This window comes from Collinsella sp. LCP19S3_B11 (genome assembly GCF_052121915.1).
Classification (GTDB): domain Bacteria; phylum Actinomycetota; class Coriobacteriia; order Coriobacteriales; family Coriobacteriaceae; genus Collinsella.
Map to the genome: position 1 here is coordinate 13,670 of NZ_JBQKDI010000003.1, position 18,226 is coordinate 31,895.

At 59.4% G+C, this 18,226-nt stretch carries 15 protein-coding genes and 1 pseudogene; 10 read left to right on the top strand and 6 right to left on the bottom strand.

Annotated features, from left to right (window positions below):
* Window positions 1-34: 34 nt before the first annotated feature.
* From ACTQV4_RS02570 to ACTQV4_RS02585, 4 genes are all read right to left on the bottom strand, one after another.
* Complete coding sequence (locus tag ACTQV4_RS02570; RefSeq protein ID WP_195838517.1) at window positions 35-940, bottom strand: peptidoglycan-binding domain-containing protein; 906 nt, start codon at window positions 938-940, stop codon at window positions 35-37.
* A gap of 138 nt (window positions 941-1,078) precedes the next feature.
* On the bottom strand, window positions 1,079-2,092 hold the full coding sequence (locus tag ACTQV4_RS02575) for a polyprenyl synthetase family protein (protein WP_441031409.1): 1,014 nt from the start codon (window positions 2,090-2,092) through the stop codon (window positions 1,079-1,081).
* Window positions 2,093-2,220: 128 nt separating this feature from the next.
* Window positions 2,221-2,625 carry an HAD family hydrolase gene (locus tag ACTQV4_RS02580; protein ID WP_441569242.1) on the bottom strand — a complete coding sequence of 135 codons (405 nt, stop codon included), beginning with the start codon at window positions 2,623-2,625 and terminating at the stop codon, window positions 2,221-2,223.
* A gap of 139 nt (window positions 2,626-2,764) precedes the next feature.
* Complete coding sequence (locus ACTQV4_RS02585; protein WP_441569243.1) at window positions 2,765-2,980, bottom strand: hypothetical protein; 216 nt, start codon at window positions 2,978-2,980, stop codon at window positions 2,765-2,767.
* 224 nt (window positions 2,981-3,204) lie between these two features.
* Here ACTQV4_RS02585 and ACTQV4_RS02590 point away from each other — a divergent pair, with 224 nt between their 5' ends.
* Both ACTQV4_RS02590 and ACTQV4_RS02595 read left to right on the top strand, forming a co-directional pair.
* Window positions 3,205-3,924, top strand: coding sequence for a GntR family transcriptional regulator (locus ACTQV4_RS02590; protein WP_441031405.1), 720 nt, complete (start codon window positions 3,205-3,207; stop codon window positions 3,922-3,924).
* 274 nt (window positions 3,925-4,198) lie between these two features.
* Window positions 4,199-5,047, top strand: a pseudogene (locus tag ACTQV4_RS02595) (ABC transporter substrate-binding protein).
* 114 nt (window positions 5,048-5,161) lie between these two features.
* On the opposite strand, the gene galE reads toward ACTQV4_RS02595, so the two are convergent.
* Window positions 5,162-6,223 (bottom strand): UDP-glucose 4-epimerase GalE, encoded by a 1,062-nt coding sequence (gene galE, locus ACTQV4_RS02600; protein ID WP_441569244.1) that lies wholly within the window; start codon window positions 6,221-6,223, stop codon window positions 5,162-5,164.
* Between the two features lie 266 nt (window positions 6,224-6,489).
* On the opposite strand from galE, the gene ACTQV4_RS02605 reads away from it, so the two are divergent.
* Window positions 6,490-7,695: a coiled-coil domain-containing protein gene (locus ACTQV4_RS02605; protein ID WP_152067824.1), complete on the top strand. Its 1,206-nt coding sequence runs from the start codon at window positions 6,490-6,492 to the stop codon at window positions 7,693-7,695.
* A gap of 218 nt (window positions 7,696-7,913) precedes the next feature.
* On the opposite strand, the gene murB is transcribed toward ACTQV4_RS02605, so the two are convergent.
* Entirely contained in the window at window positions 7,914-8,876 is a 963-nt protein-coding gene (gene murB, locus ACTQV4_RS02610) for a UDP-N-acetylmuramate dehydrogenase (RefSeq protein WP_441559433.1), read from the bottom strand.
* Window positions 8,877-9,059: 183 nt separating this feature from the next.
* On the opposite strand from murB, the gene ACTQV4_RS02615 reads away from it, so the two are divergent.
* From ACTQV4_RS02615 to ACTQV4_RS02645, 7 genes are all read left to right on the top strand, one after another.
* Window positions 9,060-10,088 carry a LacI family DNA-binding transcriptional regulator gene (locus ACTQV4_RS02615; RefSeq protein WP_118388843.1) on the top strand — a complete coding sequence of 343 codons (1,029 nt, stop codon included), beginning with the start codon at window positions 9,060-9,062 and terminating at the stop codon, window positions 10,086-10,088.
* A 204-nt stretch (window positions 10,089-10,292) separates the two neighbouring features.
* Window positions 10,293-12,821, top strand: coding sequence for a phosphoketolase family protein (locus ACTQV4_RS02620; RefSeq protein WP_441540164.1), 2,529 nt, complete (start codon window positions 10,293-10,295; stop codon window positions 12,819-12,821).
* A 193-nt stretch (window positions 12,822-13,014) separates the two neighbouring features.
* Window positions 13,015-13,158: a hypothetical protein gene (locus tag ACTQV4_RS02625; protein ID WP_441540165.1), complete on the top strand. Its 144-nt coding sequence runs from the start codon at window positions 13,015-13,017 to the stop codon at window positions 13,156-13,158.
* A 67-nt stretch (window positions 13,159-13,225) separates the two neighbouring features.
* Entirely contained in the window at window positions 13,226-13,960 is a 735-nt protein-coding gene (locus tag ACTQV4_RS02630) for a GntR family transcriptional regulator (protein ID WP_441560753.1), read from the top strand.
* A gap of 296 nt (window positions 13,961-14,256) precedes the next feature.
* Window positions 14,257-15,720, top strand: coding sequence for a YfcC family protein (locus ACTQV4_RS02635; protein WP_441540167.1), 1,464 nt, complete (start codon window positions 14,257-14,259; stop codon window positions 15,718-15,720).
* Between the two features lie 10 nt (window positions 15,721-15,730).
* The gene (locus tag ACTQV4_RS02640) at window positions 15,731-17,293 is read left to right on the top strand and encodes an amidohydrolase (RefSeq protein ID WP_441540168.1); all 1,563 of its coding nucleotides are present in this window, start codon (window positions 15,731-15,733) and stop codon (window positions 17,291-17,293) included.
* Window positions 17,294-17,310: 17 nt separating this feature from the next.
* Complete coding sequence (locus tag ACTQV4_RS02645) at window positions 17,311-18,168, top strand: sugar phosphate isomerase/epimerase family protein (RefSeq protein WP_441540169.1); 858 nt, start codon at window positions 17,311-17,313, stop codon at window positions 18,166-18,168.
* Window positions 18,169-18,226: the final 58 nt, after the last annotated feature.

Sequence of the window (18,226 nt, forward strand, 5' to 3'; positions counted from 1 at the left end):
GTGGTGCTGCCCAAAAGCAGCTTGTCTAGTTTACCTAATCTGCGAGGGCATCGCAAACGCCATCGAGCAGGCGTACGGCGAGTGTCTGTGCATCGCTTGCGGTGAAGGTTCCGTTGTAGCGCGTCATGCCCGTGAGCTCAATGCGGATGCGCGCGGGCTTTTGTTGCGCGGCGATATTGGCAGTGCGGATGCGCTGCGCCAGGTTGTGACATTCGGCAAGGGCGATCGTGGCGCGCGGCGCTGCATCTGCGGGCAGCTCATCGCTTGCGATCTCGAGTACCAGGTCCACGTCGGTCGGAACCTCGGAATCGCAAAGCATCATGCCGCTGTTGTCGGTCGTCGCCGTGGCGATGTTCCACATGCGCGATGCAACGCTGCGTGCGATGGGGTCCTCACCGATAACGGCAATCTGGAAGCGCTCGAGCACGTTGGCGGCGCGGGCAAAGCCGATGCGCGACTCGGCCTCGGTAACCGAGGGTTTGCCCTCCCACACGTGATGCAGACGGTTGATATAGGCGTAGGTATCCTGGAATGCCATGCCGTCGGCAAACAGGCCGACATTTTCTTGGAACTGCTGCAAGGCCGCCTCGGTGTGCGGGCCAAAGTAGCCGTCGTCCTCACCGCAGGCAAAACCCAAAACGTTGAGTGCCCTCTGCAGGGCCCGAACGTCGGCACCATGGAAATTGGGCATGCGCAGATAAAGCGTGCGGTCGCCCAGCTTATACGAGGCGTCTACCAGGGCGCTCCAACAGGGGATATCGACGGCGTAGCCAGCGGCAAGGCCGCTGTCGAGCCTAAAGGTGCCAACAGCCTGCTCGGTGGTGGTGCCAAAGCGCTTATCGGCGACCTCGGCGTCATCGATTGTATAGCCGAGCTGCAGAAGGCGGGACTGGACGTCCTCGACGGCTGCTCCCTGCATGCCCGTTGTGATAGGTTCCATGAACGAGCCCCTTTCGGCGTACCATTCGTACTATTTAAGCGTGTGTCGGATAGACAACGCAAAGGGTTGCATAAACATGCACTCAACAGTGTAGCAAGTTGTACCCAAATGCGCTGCTGACAGGTTTTATAACCCCCGCTAGTTAAGGCGCTCCACAAAGAAATCTGCCATAGAGTCGAACAGCTCGCGTGCATGCGGGTCGAGCTCGGCGCCTTCGATAGCGGCCTTGGCCTTGGCAGTCAGGTTGAGTGCGTAGTTATGGGCGAAATCGACAGAGCCGGTCTGCTGGAAGATCTCCACGGCGCGTGCGAGTTGCGCGGGGTCCTCGGTGCCCGAGGAAAGGATTGCCTCGACTTCGTCGTGATAACGCTCGTCTGACAGGGCATGCACGGCGACGAGCGTGCGCTTGCCCTCTGTGATATCGGTGCGGAAGTCCTTGTTGGCGGCCTCCTTGGCGCCAATAAGGTTGAGCAGATCATCTTGGATCTGAAAGGCAAGGCCCGTGTGCAGGCCAAAGGCACGCAGCGCCTCAATCTGGTCTTCGCTGCCGCCACCGATAATGGCTCCGGCGGCAAGTGGCGTGGCTCCGCTGTAGTACGCGGTCTTGTGCGTCGCCATGTCCAGATAATCGTCGACCGAGATGTCAAAGCGCCCATCGCGGACCCAGCCCAGGTCGAGCGCCTGACCCTCGATGGTGCGAACGATCATCTCGGTGAGCTCGTGGAGCACGCGGAGCTTCACGTCTGCCTCGAGCGTGGGGTCGTCGAGAACCGTCTTGGTAACCATGGTGAGCGCTAGGTCGCCGCAGTTGATGGCAAGTCCCGTACCCTCGGTAAGGTGCATACAGGGCTTGCCGCGGCGCAGCTGGCCGTTGTCGGCGATGTCGTCATGGATAAGCGCTCCCGACTGAAAGTGCTCGATGGCCGCCGCCGCGCTTCGGGCGCTCTCAAAGCTGCCGCCTACCGCGGTGGCGGCGAGCATGCAGATGAGCGGGCGGTGGCGCTTGCCGGCATTGGCCGTAAATGCCGAGAGCGGGCCATACAGGTAGCGCTCGATATCGGCAGAGGTCGCCTGTCCGTCAAAGAACGTGGCCAGATAGTCGTTAATCTGGTCAAAATGCTGGGCTAAAAAGCTGGTAAACGGACTGGACACGGGTTCTCGCATTCTTTCTTAGGTTGCATCGTTGCGTTATGCAGACAACATATTGCCACATTAGGGCATCGAGCGCGGCGGTTGAAGACGATTGAGCCATGTTGTCGCAAATGCGGCAAGAGGCGCGGCTAGATAAGTCCAAAGTGCTCGAGCGCGGTGACGACGCCGTCGTGGTCGAAGCTGTCGGTGACGTAGTCGGCCTTTTCCTTGAGGAAGTCCGGCGCGTTGCCCATGGCGACGCCAACATCGACCGCCTCCATGAGGGCGATGTCGTTGCTTGCGTCGCCGATGCCGTACACAGTGCCGTGATCTGGCCCCAGGGCGTCAAGCACGGCCTTGATTCCGGCCCGTTTGGTGCACTCGCGAGGCGAGATTTCCGTGACCTCGAGTTCGAGCTCGTTGAGGCAGAGCAGAGGCCCAAGCTCTTCATCTTGGGCGATGCGGTTGGCGAGCGGTGTGGACATAAGAATTTTAATGCCGGTGTCGAGCGTCTTGATGCCGTCGATGATGGTGATGCCGCTGGCGGAGGTCAAAGACGACGGGTACTTAAGTCCAAGGTTGTCGCCGCTCAGCTTAATGATCTCGCTTAAAAAAAGCAATAGGCAAAATAGGCCACGAGTGCCTCGAAGCAGCAGCGCGCCGGTTGCTTTTGGACAAGGCCGATGGGCAGCGCTACGGCAAAAAGCAGCGGGAGGCGTTTAAAGACCGTCCACGAGCCGCGCTGGATGATAGCCCAAAAACATACCAAGGGGTTCCGTATACGGCGAGGTTGCCGACGATGACCGCAGACGTTGCGAGGGCGGAGACGCCGACCATAAGGCCCGATATGGAAAACAGCATGGCGGGCGCGAACATTGCCCCGCCAAAGCGTTGGATTTTCTGCAGCATAATATGCCTTCCGGATGCAACATGCTGTGCGAGCAAGAACGTTTAAACAATGAACTCATTGTAGAGGACTGGCTGCTTGCCGCATTGACGGTTTTGGTTCGGTCCGATTTGGGTGCCGGGGGAACCGTCGACGGTAAATAATCCGTGCTTTGCCGATAGACGGTTTAAACAACCCCAAGAAATGCTATCGTGCCTAGCCATACATATTCATTAGAGGTGAAGCCATGCCAAAAGCGATTTACGAAGGAATCTACCGCGAGATCCGTTCGCGCATCATTGACGGGACCTATGCGTTTCAGGAGATGCTGCCAACCGAAGCCGAGCTGACTGCGGAATTTGGCTGCACGCGCAATACCGTCCGCCGCGCCTTGAGCATGCTGGCCGACGAGATGTTTGTGCAGCCCATACACGGCAAGGGCGTGCGCGTTATTTGGCTCAAGGGCGAAACCGACATGTTGGGCGCACTCGAGGAAGTCGAGTCGTTTGGCGAATTTGCAAAGCGCAACAATGCCGTTGCATCGACGGACGTTAAGTCCTTTGAACATCTGGTCTGCACCGAGCAGCTCTCTCGTCGCCTGGGCTTTAAGGTGGGCGAGGAGCTGATTCGCGTAGTGCGTGTCCGAAGCCTCAACGGCAGCGCGCGCCAAGTGGACCATGGCTACTTTTTGGAGTCGATTGCCAAGGGTCTGACCCCCGAGATCGCGGCAGAATCTATCTACGACTATCTGGAGCACAAGCGCGGCATCAAAGTGATGGCGAGTCGCCGCATGGTGAGTGTCGAGCTCGCCAACGATGAAGACTGCAGCTATCTTGACCTCGGCAAATACAACTGCGTTGCCGTCATGGAGAGTCAGTCGTACACATCGGATGGCATCTTGTTCGAGGTGACGCATGCTCGCACACACCCCGAGATCTTCCATTACCGCGTCAATTCCAAGCGATAGGTAACAGACGCATAAGCTTGCGTTTCGATATGAAGCGCCCCGTGCGGTCGATGGGATATCGGCCGCACGAGGCGCTTTAATTGTTTAGACAATATTTGTCAAGTACGAATGTATCAAGAACCGTTCACCGAAGTTTTTCTACCGCTCTATTAATACTTGTTCAGACAACTAGGCAAACAGCGTATTGCACAAATCAGAAAAAGGGGCAAAGTCCCCGAACCAATCTCCGAAGGCGGCGGCAAAGGGCGCCGCCACGGTCTTTGGCCTGGGTCTCGTGGGCTGCGGTGGCTCCGCCGGCTCCGGCTCCTCTGCTTCTGGTGACGCTGCCGAGGTCTACTTCCTCCAATTCAAGCCCGAGGTCGACAAGGAGTGGAAGGAGATCGCCAAGGCGTACAAGGAGGAGAAGGGCGTCGAGGTCAAGATCGTGACCGCCGCCTCCAACACCTACGAGGAGAAGCTCAAGTCCGAGATGTCCAAGAGCTCCGCTCCGACCCTGTTCCAGGTCAACGGGCCCACCGGTCTTAAGAACTGAAAGGACTACTGCGCCGACCTGTCCGATACCAAGGTCCGCGGTGAGCTCGTCGACGACTCCCTGGCTCTGCAGTCCGACGGCAAGGATCTAGGTATCGACTGGGTCCAGGAGAGCTACGGCATCATCTACAACAAGCAGCTCCTCGAGAAGGCCGGCTACAAGGCCGAGGACATCAACTCCTTCGACAAGCTGAAGGCTTGCGCCGATGACATTCAGGCCCGCAAGGACGAGCTTGGCGTTGACGGTGCCTTCACTTCCGCCGGCATGGATGACTCCTCCAGCTGGCGCTACACCACCCACCCCGCCAACCTCCCGCTCTACTACGAGTTTGAGAAGGAGCACAACCAGGAGGATGACGAGATTAAGGGCGAGTATCTCGACAACTTTAAGCAGATCTTCGACCTGTACATCACCGACTCCACCTGCGATCCTTCGCAGCTTGTCTCCAAGACCGGCGACGACGCCACCAACGAGTTCGCAACCGGCAAGGCCGTCTTCTATCCTTCTTGTTGTGGGGTCGGCCTGCCGATGGGTGTGCAGTCCGCCTCCGATGTCCTGATTCGATACACCTATTGTATACATGTTGTTTAAACATGTATAGGCAAGATAAAAAAGTTGGTCGATTTTCGGCGAATGGTTACATGCCATGAAAAAGCCCCGGTCTCACATCGTGAGATCGGGGCAAGAACGGTATGTAGGTTTTTGCTACTCGGCGTCGGCGAAGCCGTTGGGGTTGTGGCTCTGCCAGTTCCAGCTATCGCGGCACATGTCCGCGATGTCGTACTGTGCCTTCCAACCCATCATGCGCTCGGCCTTGGAAGCGTCGCACCAGTTGGCGGCGATATCGCCGGCACGGCGCTCGCGAATCACGTAGGGCAGCTCCTTGCCGCAGGCCTTGGAGAAGGCGGCGACGACCTCGAGCACCGAGGTGCCGGTGCCGGTGCCCAGGTTGAAGATCTCGACGCCGGTCTTGCCGTTCATCCAGTTGAGGGCGGCCACATGGCCCGATGCCAGGTCGCACACATGGATGTAATCGCGCACGCCGGTGCCGTCGGGGGTGGGGTAGTCGTTGCCAAAGACCTGAACGGCCTCGAGCTTGCCCACGGCAACCTGCGCGACATAAGGCACCAGGTTGTTGGGGATGCCCTTGGGGTCCTCACCGATCAGGCCCGACGGATGGGCGCCGATGGGGTTGAAGTAGCGGAGCAGCACAACGTTCCACTCGGGGTCGGCGGTGTGAACGTCCATAAGGATCTGCTCAATCATCCACTTGGTCCAGCCATAGGGGTTGGTCGCGGGCTTCTTGGGGTCTTCCTCGGTGACGGGCGGGTTATCCGGATCGCCGTAGACGGTCGAGGAGCTCGAGAAGATGATGGACTTGCAGCCATGGTTGCGCATAACGTCGACGAGCACCAGGGTGTTCTCGATGTTGTTGTGGTAGTACTCGACGGGCTTGCTCACCGACTCGCCGACGGCCTTAAAGCCGGCGAAGTGGATGACGCGGTCGATCTGATGGGTATCGAAGATCTTGTTCATGGCATCGCGGTCGAGCACGTTGGCCTCGTAGAAGGTGAGGTTCTTGGCGGCCTTGTCGCCCACGATGGTCTTGACACGGTCGACGGCGACGGCGCTGGAGTTGGAGAGGTCGTCGACGATGATGACCTGGTAGCCACCCTCGAGCAGCTGAACGACGGTGTGCGAGCCGATAAAGCCGGCGCCACCGGTTACGAGGACGCAGGTGTCTTTGGGGTCGAGTGCTTTGGACATGTAGTCTCCTATCGAATCAGGAACACTTCCTGAGGGAGTATAGCGCAGGCAGGGGCACCCAAAACGTGCAGGGCAGGAAAAGCAGACGAACATGCTAACGTACTCATGGAAATGTTTGGCGTGGGTATAACCTTGACTTTGACGTTTGCATACGAGCCGCCGACCATGCGGTTTGCTGCCGTTCGTGGAAATCGTTGGGACGCGTCGGATGTACGCTAATATGTATGAGTTGAGCGACATATAAATAAACATGTAACGGAGTAGATATGTCACCAAACAGCGATTCCATCCTTTCCCAGGAGCTTTCGCGTCGCACTGCCCTCAAGGCCTTGTTCGGCGCCGCTTCTGCAGCCGTTCTTTTTGGTCTGCCCGCTCGCGCCCATGCTGCGGAGGCCACCAAGGAAACCACTGACAAGCTCAATGCGGCCCAGGCTCAGCTTGACGAGGTCCAGGCCCAGCTCGACAGCATCGCAAATGAATACGCGGCGCTGGCCAACAAGAACGCCCAGACCCTCAACGATATCGAGAGCGTACAGGGCCAGATTGACAGCACGCAGGCGCAGATTGACGAAAAGAAGGCCGAGCTCAAAAAGAAGCGCGGCGATCTTTCCGATCGCGTTTCCGCCAGCTATAAGTCGGGCGGCACCAACATCCTGTCGCTGCTGCTCGCCTCGGGCTCGTTTGAGGAGCTCGTCGCCAATGCGCACTATGTTGAGAAGATCAACAAGAGCGACCGCGACGCCATCGAGGATATCCAGACCATCCAGAAAGAGCTCGATACGCAGAAGTCCGAGCTCGAGTCGCAAAAAGCCGACTTGGAGAAGCTTAAGGACCAGCAGACTGCCCAGATGCAGGACATGCAGGCCAAGCAGCAGGAGGTCCAGACGGTTCTGAACGGCCTCTCCGACGATGTCAAGGAGCTCATGGCCCAGCGCGATTCCGAGATTCTCGCTGCCGCCCAGGCTGAGGAGGCTGCCAAGAAGGCTGCCGCTGCTGCGGCTGCCGCAAACAAGAACAATTCCTACTCGGGTGGTTCGAGCTCGGGTGGCGGATCGTATGCGCCCGGAAATCCGCAACAGAATGCCGGCTCGGGCAAGCAGCAGGCTGTCGTCAACGCATGCTACTCCACGCCTTCGCCTGGCCTGAACTGGTGCGCCGCCTGGGTCACCAACGTCTTCCGCAACGCCGGCGTGGGCTACTTTGGCGGCAACGCGTGCGACATGTTTAACGCCTGGTGCTACAGCTCCGATCGTTCGGCGCTGCAGGTGGGCATGATCGTGGCCGACTCGTCGCACAGTGGCACCGGTATGCCGGGTCTGCTGTACGGACATGTGGGCATCTATGTTGGCGGCGGCATCGTTATGAGTAACGAGGGCGCCATCACGTCGAGGTCGCTTGACTCGTTCATTAGCTTTTACGGTACTGGCTCTGGCGTGCGCTGGGGCTGGCTTGGCGGTATTGCGCTGTCGTAGCTGCGGCTTGGTCCGGGACTGCGGGCGAGGCATAAGGTTGCCTGCTCGGGCAGTCCTGCGCAAGACGAAGGCCACATTAAGTGGCCTTCTTTGCGTGCGGAACTCGCGATCAACCTTATGCCTCGCCCGCAGTCCCGGACCTTCCGGGCTCAAGGCGCGACACACCGGACTGGTTGTCTGAATTAAAGAAAGTGAAGGCCCCTTTCGGGGCCTTCCTTTTATAAAAATTCGCCTACTCGGTGGACTTCGGGTTCTAGGTCTACGCCGAATTGGTCTTTGACGGTTGCTTGGATGTGGCGGATGAGTTCGTCGACGTCGGCGGCGGTGGCGTGGTCGGCGTTGACGATAAAGCCGCAGTGCTTTTCGCTCACCTGGGCGCCGCCGACAGCGTGGCCGCGCAGCCCGGCGTCCATGATGAGCTTGCCGGCAAAGTGGCCCTCGGGGCGCTTGAAAGTGGAGCCGGCGCTCGGCATGTCGAGCGGCTGCTTGTCCTCGCGGCGTTGGCGGTAGTCGTCCATGTCGGCCTTGATCATCGCGGCGTTGCCCGGGGCGAGATTGAAGGTGGCCGAAAGCACGATGAAGCCGTCGTCGGCGATGCGGCTCTTGCGATAGCCCAGATTGAGCTCGTCGACATCGAACTCGATGATGCTGCCGCTACCGCGGGTGCCGTCGTCGAGCGCGCGGGCGGGCTTATAGACGCGCACGGACTCCAAAACATCGGCCATGCAGGCACCGTAGGCGCCGGCGTTCATGTAGCAGGCGCCGCCGACCGATCCGGGGATGCCCGAGATGGGCTCCATGCCGGTGAGGCAGGCTTCGGCTGCCGTGGCCGCAACATCCGAAAGCAGCGCACCGGCTGCTGCCGTAACGTGCGTGCCGTCGACGGTAATGGCGGAGAGGCCCTCGCCTAGCGCTACGACGACGCCGCGTATGCCCTTGTCGCCGACGAGTAGGTCGGAGCCGTTGCCCACGATGGTGAGTGGCAGATCGCAGCGATAGCAGGTATCGAGCGTGGCGACGAGGCCCTGCTCGGTGTCGGGCGTGACAAAGACGTCGGCCGGGCCGCCAATCTTAAACGTGGTGTGCTCGCGCATGGGCTCGCTCATCAACACGTTGTCCTCGCCGGCAACGCCAGCGAGCGCGCACAGCAGGTCCTCGTTAAAAAAGTCGTTCTCGTGCATCCGAATATCCGCCTTTTGGTGGTCGTTGTCATCAATCGATTGCAATATACCCCACCTGGACGTATTTGGTACGCTGGCGGCAATAAAACAGCCGTCTACCGGATTGGTAAAGTGTTTATCATCGAGGTAGAGGGGCAGTCGCTATACTTTCAAGAGATTGCGCGTAAACCTGGAAGGAGCGAGATGGCCAACAAAGTCACCCTCAAGCAGATCGCCCAGGAGGTGGGGCTTTCCCCCTCGTCGGTCTCGCTTGTTCTCAACAATCGGCCTTGTCGCATCTCGGAAGAAAACCGCAAGCTCATCAAGGAGGTCGCGGCGCGCAACCACTATGTTCCCAACCAGATTGCGCGCAGCCTGGTCATGCGCGAGTCACGCACCCTGGGTCTTATCGTCCCCAACATCGAGAGCCGATTTTTTGCCTCACTTGCCGGTAGCTTGGAAAAGCGCTGCCGCGAGGACGGCTATGCGCTCTTTATTACCAGCTCGGGCGGAAGCGCCGACGACGACCTGGAACTGCTGCGCCAGCTGGTGACGCGCGGCGTCGATGGTGTCTTCCTGGTGGTAGGCGACGAGTTCTCGGACGACCGTGCCCTGCGCGAAGAGGTCAGCCATCTACCCATCCCTGCCGTGATGGTCGACCGCGCCATTGAGGGGCTCGAGTGCGACAAGGTGATGTTCGACCACGAGATGGGTGGCTATATGGCTACCCGCTATCTGATCGAGCAGGGCCACCGTCGTATTGCCTGCTTGGTTAATGCGCGTCGTTCCAATACGGGTCGCAAGCGACTTGCCGGCTATGAGCGCGCGCTGCGCGAGGTTGGCCTGCCTATCGACGCGCGTTTGGAGTTTGAGAGCGAGTACTACATTCCGAGCGCCTACGAGGCCTCGGAGGCGGTGCTCGCAACCGATGCCACTGCCGTATTCGCGAGCTCGGACAACATTGCCCTCGGTTTGCTCAAGCGTTTGCACGAGATGGGGAAGAGCATCCCGGGCGATATTTCGGTGGTGAGCTATGACAACTCGGCGGCCGACGTTCTCTTTGAGCCGGCGCTGACCGCCATTGAGCAGGATCCTGGTGTCCTCGCGGAACATGCTTTTGGCTGCATGTCCAAGCGTCTTGCCGGTAGGGGCGGTAGGCGTGCCGAAGAGGTCGTCCTGGAGCCGGCGCTTATCGTTAAGGGCAGCGTGCTCGAGCTTACTAAACACAACTAAACACGTTTATCAATTTGCAGAGACCGAATGTGGAGCACCTGTGGCAGACAATGCCGCAGGTGAATGTCGCGTTTTGTTGATCGATGTGATTGATAAGGGTGATAAAACGTTTTTTCACCATGATAAAACGTTTTAGCAAATATACTAGTCCCAACGAATGGTTGCCGTATTGGAGGGCGACCGCACAGCGGAGGGACATAAACAATGGCTAAAACACTGGGGACGCCGTGGAAAAAGCTGGGCCACGAGGTGCCGGCTTCCGAGCTCGAGGGCGTCGACCTGTATTGGCGTGCATCGAATTATCTGTCCGTCGGTCAGATCTACCTTCGCTCTAACCCGCTCATGCGCCCCGACTTTGTCGATGAGAAAACCGGCGAGGTGCGCGACTTTGGTCGCCCGGACGTTAAGCACCGCCTGGTCGGTCACTGGGGCACCACGCCCGGCATCAACTTTCTGTTCGGTCATGTCAACCGCCTCATCGCCGATCACAACCAGAACGCGATCTTCTTGATGGGCCCGGGTCACGGTGGCCCCGCTGGCACCGCCCAGTCGTTGCTCGATGGTACCTACCGCGAGATTCGCCCCGACATTACCAATGACGAGGCCGGCCTGCAGAAGTTCTTCCGCCAGTTTTCCTACCCCGGCGGTATTCCGAGCCATTTTGCGCCCGAGACGCCTGGCTCCATCCACGAGGGCGGCGAGCTCGGCTACACGCTCAGCCACGCCTACGGTGCCGTCATGGATAACCCGAGCCTGCTGGCCGTGGCTGTGGTGGGCGACGGCGAGTCCGAGACCGGTCCGCTCGCGACCTCTTGGCAGTCTAATAAGCTCGTGAACCCGGCAACCGATGGTATCGTCCTGCCGATCCTGCACCTCAACGGCTACAAGATCGCCAACCCCACCATTCTTGCCCGCGTGTCCGACGAGGAGCTCACCAAGTTCTTTGAGGGCATGGGCTATAAGCCGCATTTCTTTGTCGCCGGCTTTGACGACGAGAGCCATGCGAGCATTCATGCGCGTTTCGCCGCCCTGTTCGAGCAGGTCTTCGATGAGATCTGCGACATCAAGGCCACCGCTATGGCTCAGGCCACTGCGGGCGAGACCGTGGTCCGTCCGGCCTATCCCATGATCGTGTTCCGTACGCCCAAGGGTTGGACCTGCCCCAAGCAGATTGATGGCAAGAAGACCGAGGACTCCTGGCGCGCCCATCAGGTGCCGCTCGCGAGCGCCAAAGATACCCACGAGCACTTCCGCGTGCTGCGCGAGTGGCTGCGCTCCTACAAGCCCGAGGAGCTCTTTACGCCCGAGGGCCAGGTGCGCCCCGAGGTGACGGCCTTTATGCCGACCGGCGAGCTGCGTATCGGCGCCAATCCCAACGCGAACGGCGGCAAGGTACGCCGCGAGCTCGAGCTTCCCGATATTCACGCTCACGAGATCCCCATCGCAAGTAAGGGCCACGGCTGGGGCTCCACCGAGGCCGCCCGCGTCTTTGGTGAGTACACTGCCGATGTTCTGGCCAAGAACATGGATGATTTCCGCATCTTCGGTCCCGACGAGACCGCGTCCAACCGCCTGCAGGCTGCCTATAAGGTGACCAAGAAGCAGTGGGATGCCGGTTTCTACGAGGACGACGCCAACGACGAGCTGCTGGCCGGTTCCGGTAAGGTTGTCGAGCAGCTGTCCGAGCACCAGTGCGAGGGCTTCCTCGAGGCCTACGTGCTCACCGGCCGCTCCGGTGTGTGGAGCTCCTACGAGAGCTTTGTCCACGTGGTCGATTCCATGGTCAACCAGCACTGCAAATGGCTCGAAGCGACCAAGCGCGAGATTCCGTGGCGTGCTCCTATCAGCGGCCTCAATATTTTGCTGTCGAGCCATGTCTGGCGCCAGGACCACAACGGCTTTTCGCACCAGGACCCCGGCTTTATCGACCTGCTGCTCAACAAGGCCAACGACACGCATGTCGTGAATGCTTATTATCCGGCCGATGCCAATATGGCCCTTGCTGTGGCCGAGCGCGTCTACCAGTCCACCGACTGCGTCAATGCCATCTTCTGTGGCAAGCAGCCCGCCCCCACCTTCCAGACGGTCGACGAGGCCAAGTCTGAGCTCGCCGAGGGCGTAGCGACCTGGGAGTGGGCATCGACTGCCGACTCGCTCGCCGAGGCCGACGTCGTGGTCGCTACTTGCGGTGACGTGCCGACGCTCGAGGCACTGGCCGCAACCGATATGCTGCGCGGGCTGGGCATCAAGGTCTGGTTTGTCAACGTAGTCGATCTGCTCAAGATCCAGAACGTCTGCGAGAACGACCAAGCCATCAGCGATGAGCGCTGGGCTGAGCTGTTTGGCCGCGGCGAGAAGCCCGTGCTCTTCGCATTCCACGCCTATGCCGGCACGATTCGCCGCCTGATCTGGAACCGTCCCGGCCACGATGCCTTCCGCGTCCACGGCTACGAGGAGAAGGGCTCCACGACCACGCCGTTTGACATGCTGCGCCTGAACAACATGGACCGCTGGGCCCTGGCCGCCGACGTGCTGCGCATGGTTGACGCCGATAAGTTTGCCGAGCAGATTGATGAGTGGGAGGCCTTCCGCACCGAGGCCTTTGAGTTCGCGTGCGACGAGGGCTTCGATCACCCGGCCTTTACCGACTGGGTCTGGCCCGACGCCGCAGCCGCAACCGCTGCCGACGGCGTACTCTCCGCAACCCAAATGACCGCGGGCGACAACGAGTAACTTTGTTACGCGGTTTTACCAAACCGCGTAAAGGCTCGACGCTGCGCGGGTTCCAAGCACCCCATCTCGCCGTTCAAACCGTCGCTCGCGTACAGAAGTACGCGTCGCTCCTCTTTCACGGCGACCTGGGGCACTTGGAACCCGCTCGCTGACTTTTGCTCAACCAGCGGCGAGCGGCAGCTCGGGGGTGCTTGTGCTGGACGGTCTCGCGCTGGGGCCGCCTCCGGGCGGGTTCGCCAAGCGCGAGGAGCGTTTTGGTTTTTCGCAAGTAAGCGCGGACGAAATCATCGACCAGATTCCCGATCTGCTCAAACATGCAGAGCTCCTATATGTTTAGCCCCATTTTCCCATGTGCGGTAGAATGAAGTCTATGAGATCAGGAACGCCGTAAAGGGAGAGTTTTTGTGGATGCGCATCTGGATGGGGGCTCTTCCGCCCCGCTGTATCAACAGGTGCTCGATTTGCTTAAGAGCGATATCGAGCAGGGGACATATCCCGTTGATTCGCAGATCCCAACGGAACTTGAGCTTTCTAAGATGTACGGCGTGGGAAGGGTCACGGTTCGCCGCGCTATAGAGGGGCTTGTGGACGAGGGGTATCTCACCAAGCGGCAGGGGCGTGGTACGTTTGTGACCGCGACCAAGATAATTCGCAAGGTGCATCAGAAGGACGATGTTCAGAGTTTTACCCAAGCATGCGCTGAAAACGGCCAGAAGGCGGGCGCTCGCGTTGTCGCCCGCAGGGTCGTTGCCGCCGATCGCGACCTCGCTTCTTTCTTGGGCCTGGATGAAGGCTCTGACCTCATCTTGGTCTCACGCGTGCGTACCGCAGACGGCGTGCCGGTCCTGTTCGAGAACAACTACTATCCTGTCGAGGGATTCGAATTTCTCAAAGATATCAGTCTCTCCAATTGTTCGATATTCGAGACTGTGGGGGAGCGTACGGGCAGGTATCCCTGTTCGTCCGATCCCTGCAGGTTGGAGATTGCCCGTGCGGGAATCGATACCGCCCGCGAGCTCAAGGTCCCAGTAGGGGAGCCGCTCTTCTTCATGAACGTGGGCTTTCTCGATTCCAACGGAGAACCCTTCTGCTACGGCAGACAGTACTACGTGGGTTCACGCTACAGCTTCGATATCTAGCGAGTCCCGTGGAGGCTGCTCCCGCCTCTTGGAGCCTTGCATCCCTTTATGCATAACCGGAACGCGCGAGGCTTCTCGGGAGCATCCCTTATCGAGCCTCCCTGCCTTCTTGTGCCGCGCCGCCCTCACCATCGCTGCAACGGGTCCGTTTAGCGCGTAAAAGCAACCGTTTATAGAACAATCTAATATGTTTCTTGACCGGCACCTTCATGCAGGTTATACATAGGACAACCTAAGATGTTTGCTTATACATGAGGATTTATGGCAAGCATCGTTGTTCTGACAGGAGGTCAAGAATGTCGGATACCAAAAAGGAGAAGCCCAAGCGCAGATTCCGCCTCCAGCTTCCCCATGTGTACACCATCGCGTTCATGCTGATCGTATTCTTCGCGGTGCTCACATGGGTCGTTCCATCGGGTCAGTTCGACCGTCAGATCATTCAGACGGCTGCGGGCGAGCGAGAAGTCGCTGTAGCTGGAACGTACCAAGAGGTCGATAAGGTCTACACCGATCCGGAGACGGGGGAGACCGTCGATTTGCGACAGGGCATCGATGCCGTTCTGCAGGCTCCCACCCAGGGCATCCAGGCTGCGGCCGATGTCGTCGCGTTCGTCCTGCTGATCGGCGGATCGTTCGCCATCGTCACCAAGACCAACGCCCTAAACGCCGGTATGAGCCGCGTGATCAAGAAGTTGAAGAACAAGGACATCTTGATCATTCCCATCACCATGATCCTGCTCTCGATCTGCGGTTCCACGTTCGGCATGTCCGAGGAGGCGCTGCCGTTCTACGCGATCTTCATCCCCATCATGCTGGGCATCGGGTATGACTCCATGACCGCGTTCATCATCTGCTTCCTCGGTCCCAACCTTGGTTACTGCGCATCCACCATCGATCCCTTCAACGTGCTGATCGCCCAGGGTGTTATCGGCATCGAGGGAAATCCCCAGCTGTGGCTCCGCGCCATCCTGTGGGTCATTTTCACCGCCGCGGGCATTTTCTGGGCCATGCGCTACGCGCACCGCGTCAAGCTCAATCCTAAGTCTTCCATCACCTATGAGGATGATAAGCAGAAGCGCATCGAGTTCTCCGTCACCGACGCCTCTGTCGAAGAGGAGTTCACGCTTCGCCACAAGCTCGTCCTCATTGATTTCGCGGTCGGCATGGGCGTTATCGTGTGGGGCCTCGTTACCCAGGGCTGGTATATGAACGAGATCTCTATGGTGTTCCTGGCCATGGGCCTTCTCGCTGGCATTCTCGGCGGTTTGGACGAGAAGACCATTGCGGAGGAGTTCGTCCGCGGAATCGCTGACTTCGCCTACGCAGCCTGCATCATCGGTATCGCCCGCGGCATCCTGGTCGTCGCAGAGGGCGGAATGATCATCGACTCTATTCTTAACGGGCTTGCCGGACTCCTTGCGGGCGCTCCGTCCTTCATCTATACCACGTTCATGTACATCGTCCTTGGCCTGCTTTCGCTGCTCGTTCCTTCCAGCTCCGGCCTCGCTGCACTCACCATGCCCGTCATGGGCCCGCTGACCGAGCTTATGGGTCTCAATCCCGAGGCCGCCGTCACCGCTCTGCAGTTCGCGAACCAGACCATCAACACCATCAGCCCCGTTGCGGGCATGACCGTCGCGGGTCTCGCCGTAGCGAAGATTTCCTTTGGGCAATGGTGGAAGACCATCTGGAAGTTCTTTATCTTCATGGTTCTGTTCGGATTGGTCGCGACTACGATCTCCGGCCTGCTGCCGATGTAGGAGGTGCCCAGTGTCTGATCGTTCGCTCGTATTGCTGTCCCGCAGCATCTTTACCGGCCTTTCTGATGAACCGATCGACGGATATGTCTCGATTCGCGGTAATCGCATCGAATCCGTGGGTGCCTCTGATCGGGCTGCCGAATATATTAAGCATGCGGACGAGGTTCGCGACCTTGGCTCCAGAACCGTCATGGCAGGCCTTGTCGACGTGCACACGTTCTTTACCGGCTGGGTGCTTCGTCGCATCGGCGCCGATCTTATCGATGTGGCCTCGGCAGATGATGTTCTCACCGCGATGTCGAATTGGAAGGAGGAGCGGCCCCAGGCCCCTATGGCGTTGGGCATGAACCTTCCAGACGCTCTCATGGGTGACGACCTGGTCGATATGCTGGACGAGAAGTTCTCATCCACGCCTGCCGTCGCCTTTACTGCCGGCGCGGAGACCTGCGTGCTCAACTCTGCCGCTTCCGAGCGCTACGGGTTCACGCCCGAAGCCTGCTATGCCGAGATGATTTGGCGTCTTATGCGCGACTACCTGCCCCTTCGGGAGGTTCGTGATGCATATGGCGACTATATGGCCATGCTCAACTCCCGTGGCGTCACCGCCATCAAGGAGATGTGCTTCGACGATTATTACGGGTTTGCGGACGAGATGTATCGCCGCGAGCAGGAAGGCGAGCTCACGGTTCGAGTCGACATGATGAGCCAGCCCGTCGGGCGCGGAGCCGATCTTGATTACGCCTGCTCGGCGCGCAATCGCTTCCAAGGAGACTTCGTCAGGTTCTCCGGCTTCAATCGCATGACCGATCGCGGCGTGTGGTGCGGCCTGGCCGAGATGATCGATCCCTACGAGGAGGGGGCCGATGCGGGCGCCGGCGGAAAGACCGTGGTCGAGGAGCCCGAATGGGACCTCATTTCTCGCGAGCTGTCTAAGATCGATGCCCAAGGATTCCGTTACTCCCTTCATTGTCAGGGGGATGGGGCCGTTCGCAAGACAATCGACCTGTATGAGCGCCTGCCGCGCGACGAGTCGGGAAGGCTCGCTCGCAGGCATTCGATTACGGACCTTGAGAACTCCGATCCGATCGATCTGGCGCGCATGGGCGCCATCGGCGGAATCTGTGAGGTCTACCCCCAGATCCTCACCCTTGATAAGCGCGAGGATTGCCTTTCGACCATGCGCCGCCAGATAGGAGAGAAGAGGCTTTCCCGCAGCTGGAACCGTCGCGCCATGGTGGATAGTGGATGCGTGCTGTGCTGCGGCACCGACCTCCCCCTTCTTATCCCGCATCTGGGAGATTCGATCTACAGCGCCTGCGGAGGGTATTTCGCCGACGGATTGGACGTCAACCCGCAAAATACCGTCAGCGTTGCCGAGCTGCTGCGGGCATGGACTGCCGGGGGTTCCTACGATCTGGTTCGCGAGGACGATTTCGGTACGCTCGAGGCGGGCAAGCTCGCGGACATCTGCGTTCTCGACCGCGATGTGTTTGCGGTAGACCCCAAAGATGCCCGAGACATCCGGGTCTCGCTCACGCTGAGCGATGGCCGGGTCGTGTACGAAGATTGCTAGGAGAGGAGATGCCTAACATGGATTTAAACGCTTCTGTGCCCCGTCTGCATCGCGAGCAGGTCGCCGGCATGAACATTCACTACATCATGTGGTCGCTCGATTACTTCCTTGATGTCCAGCAGCGCCTTGGCTTCAAAACCATCGAGCTGTGGGCGGCAGAGCCGCATGTGACGCTGGACCACACGGGGTATTTCGAGGCCGACGAGCTCCGCCACAAGATCGAGTCCCGCGGCCTCTCCGTGAGCTCCCTGTGCCCGGAGAACGTGGTGTATCCGTGGCAGTACGCTGCTAGAAAGCCCCTCCACGCGCAGCGGAGCCTTGCGTACTTCAAGCACGGCATCGAGCTCGCCGAGGTGCTCGGCGCCCCGTATATGTCCATCAACTCCGGTTGGGGCGACTGGGACGAGGACCGCGAGGAGGCTTGGAAGCGCTCTGCCGAGCACTTGGCGATTCTTGCGGACTATGCCGGCGAGCACGGCGTGACTCTCTGCATGGAGAGTTTGCGGCCGGAAGAGAGCAACTTGGTGGTTACGCTCGCAGACGCTAGGCGCATGCTCGACCAGGTAGCCAGCCCGCACCTTACCCCAATGGTGGACACTACCGCTATGGGAGTCGCCGGCGAGAGCCTTGAAGAGTGGTTTGCCGAGTTTGGCGACGGTGCCATAAAGAACATGCACTTCATTGATGGCGACCCATACGGCCATCTGGTTTGGGGCGATGGAAAGCACAGCATGGACGATTTCGTACGCGTCCTCAACGCGCATGGGTTCGAGGGCTATCTTGGCCAGGAGATCACCGATGGAAAGTATTTCGATGATCCTGCCGCCGCGGACCGGCGCAACATGGACGCCTTCGAGAAGTATTTTGTCGATTAGCGCGTAGCTCCCCATTCGCGCGGGGCGATCAACACGCGCGACGTGAAGACTTGTAGTA

What these genes read in the sequence shown, in the direction of transcription:
- ACTQV4_RS02590 (WP_441031405.1), top strand. Translation starts at nt 3,205, where the DNA reads ATGCCAAAAGCGATTTACGAAGGAATCTACCGCGAGATCCGTTCGCGC.
- ACTQV4_RS02585 (WP_441569243.1), bottom strand. Translation starts at nt 2,980, where the DNA reads ATGCTGCAGAAAATCCAACGCTTTGGCGGGGCAATGTTCGCGCCCGCC.
- ACTQV4_RS02645 (WP_441540169.1), top strand. Translation starts at nt 17,311, where the DNA reads ATGGATTTAAACGCTTCTGTGCCCCGTCTGCATCGCGAGCAGGTCGCC.
- ACTQV4_RS02635 (WP_441540167.1), top strand. Translation starts at nt 14,257, where the DNA reads ATGTCGGATACCAAAAAGGAGAAGCCCAAGCGCAGATTCCGCCTCCAG.
- ACTQV4_RS02620 (WP_441540164.1), top strand. Translation starts at nt 10,293, where the DNA reads ATGGCTAAAACACTGGGGACGCCGTGGAAAAAGCTGGGCCACGAGGTG.
- ACTQV4_RS02570 (WP_195838517.1), bottom strand. Translation starts at nt 940, where the DNA reads ATGGAACCTATCACAACGGGCATGCAGGGAGCAGCCGTCGAGGACGTC.
- ACTQV4_RS02605 (WP_152067824.1), top strand. Translation starts at nt 6,490, where the DNA reads ATGTCACCAAACAGCGATTCCATCCTTTCCCAGGAGCTTTCGCGTCGC.
- galE (WP_441569244.1), bottom strand. Translation starts at nt 6,223, where the DNA reads ATGTCCAAAGCACTCGACCCCAAAGACACCTGCGTCCTCGTAACCGGT.
- murB (WP_441559433.1), bottom strand. Translation starts at nt 8,876, where the DNA reads ATGCACGAGAACGACTTTTTTAACGAGGACCTGCTGTGCGCGCTCGCT.
- ACTQV4_RS02615 (WP_118388843.1), top strand. Translation starts at nt 9,060, where the DNA reads ATGGCCAACAAAGTCACCCTCAAGCAGATCGCCCAGGAGGTGGGGCTT.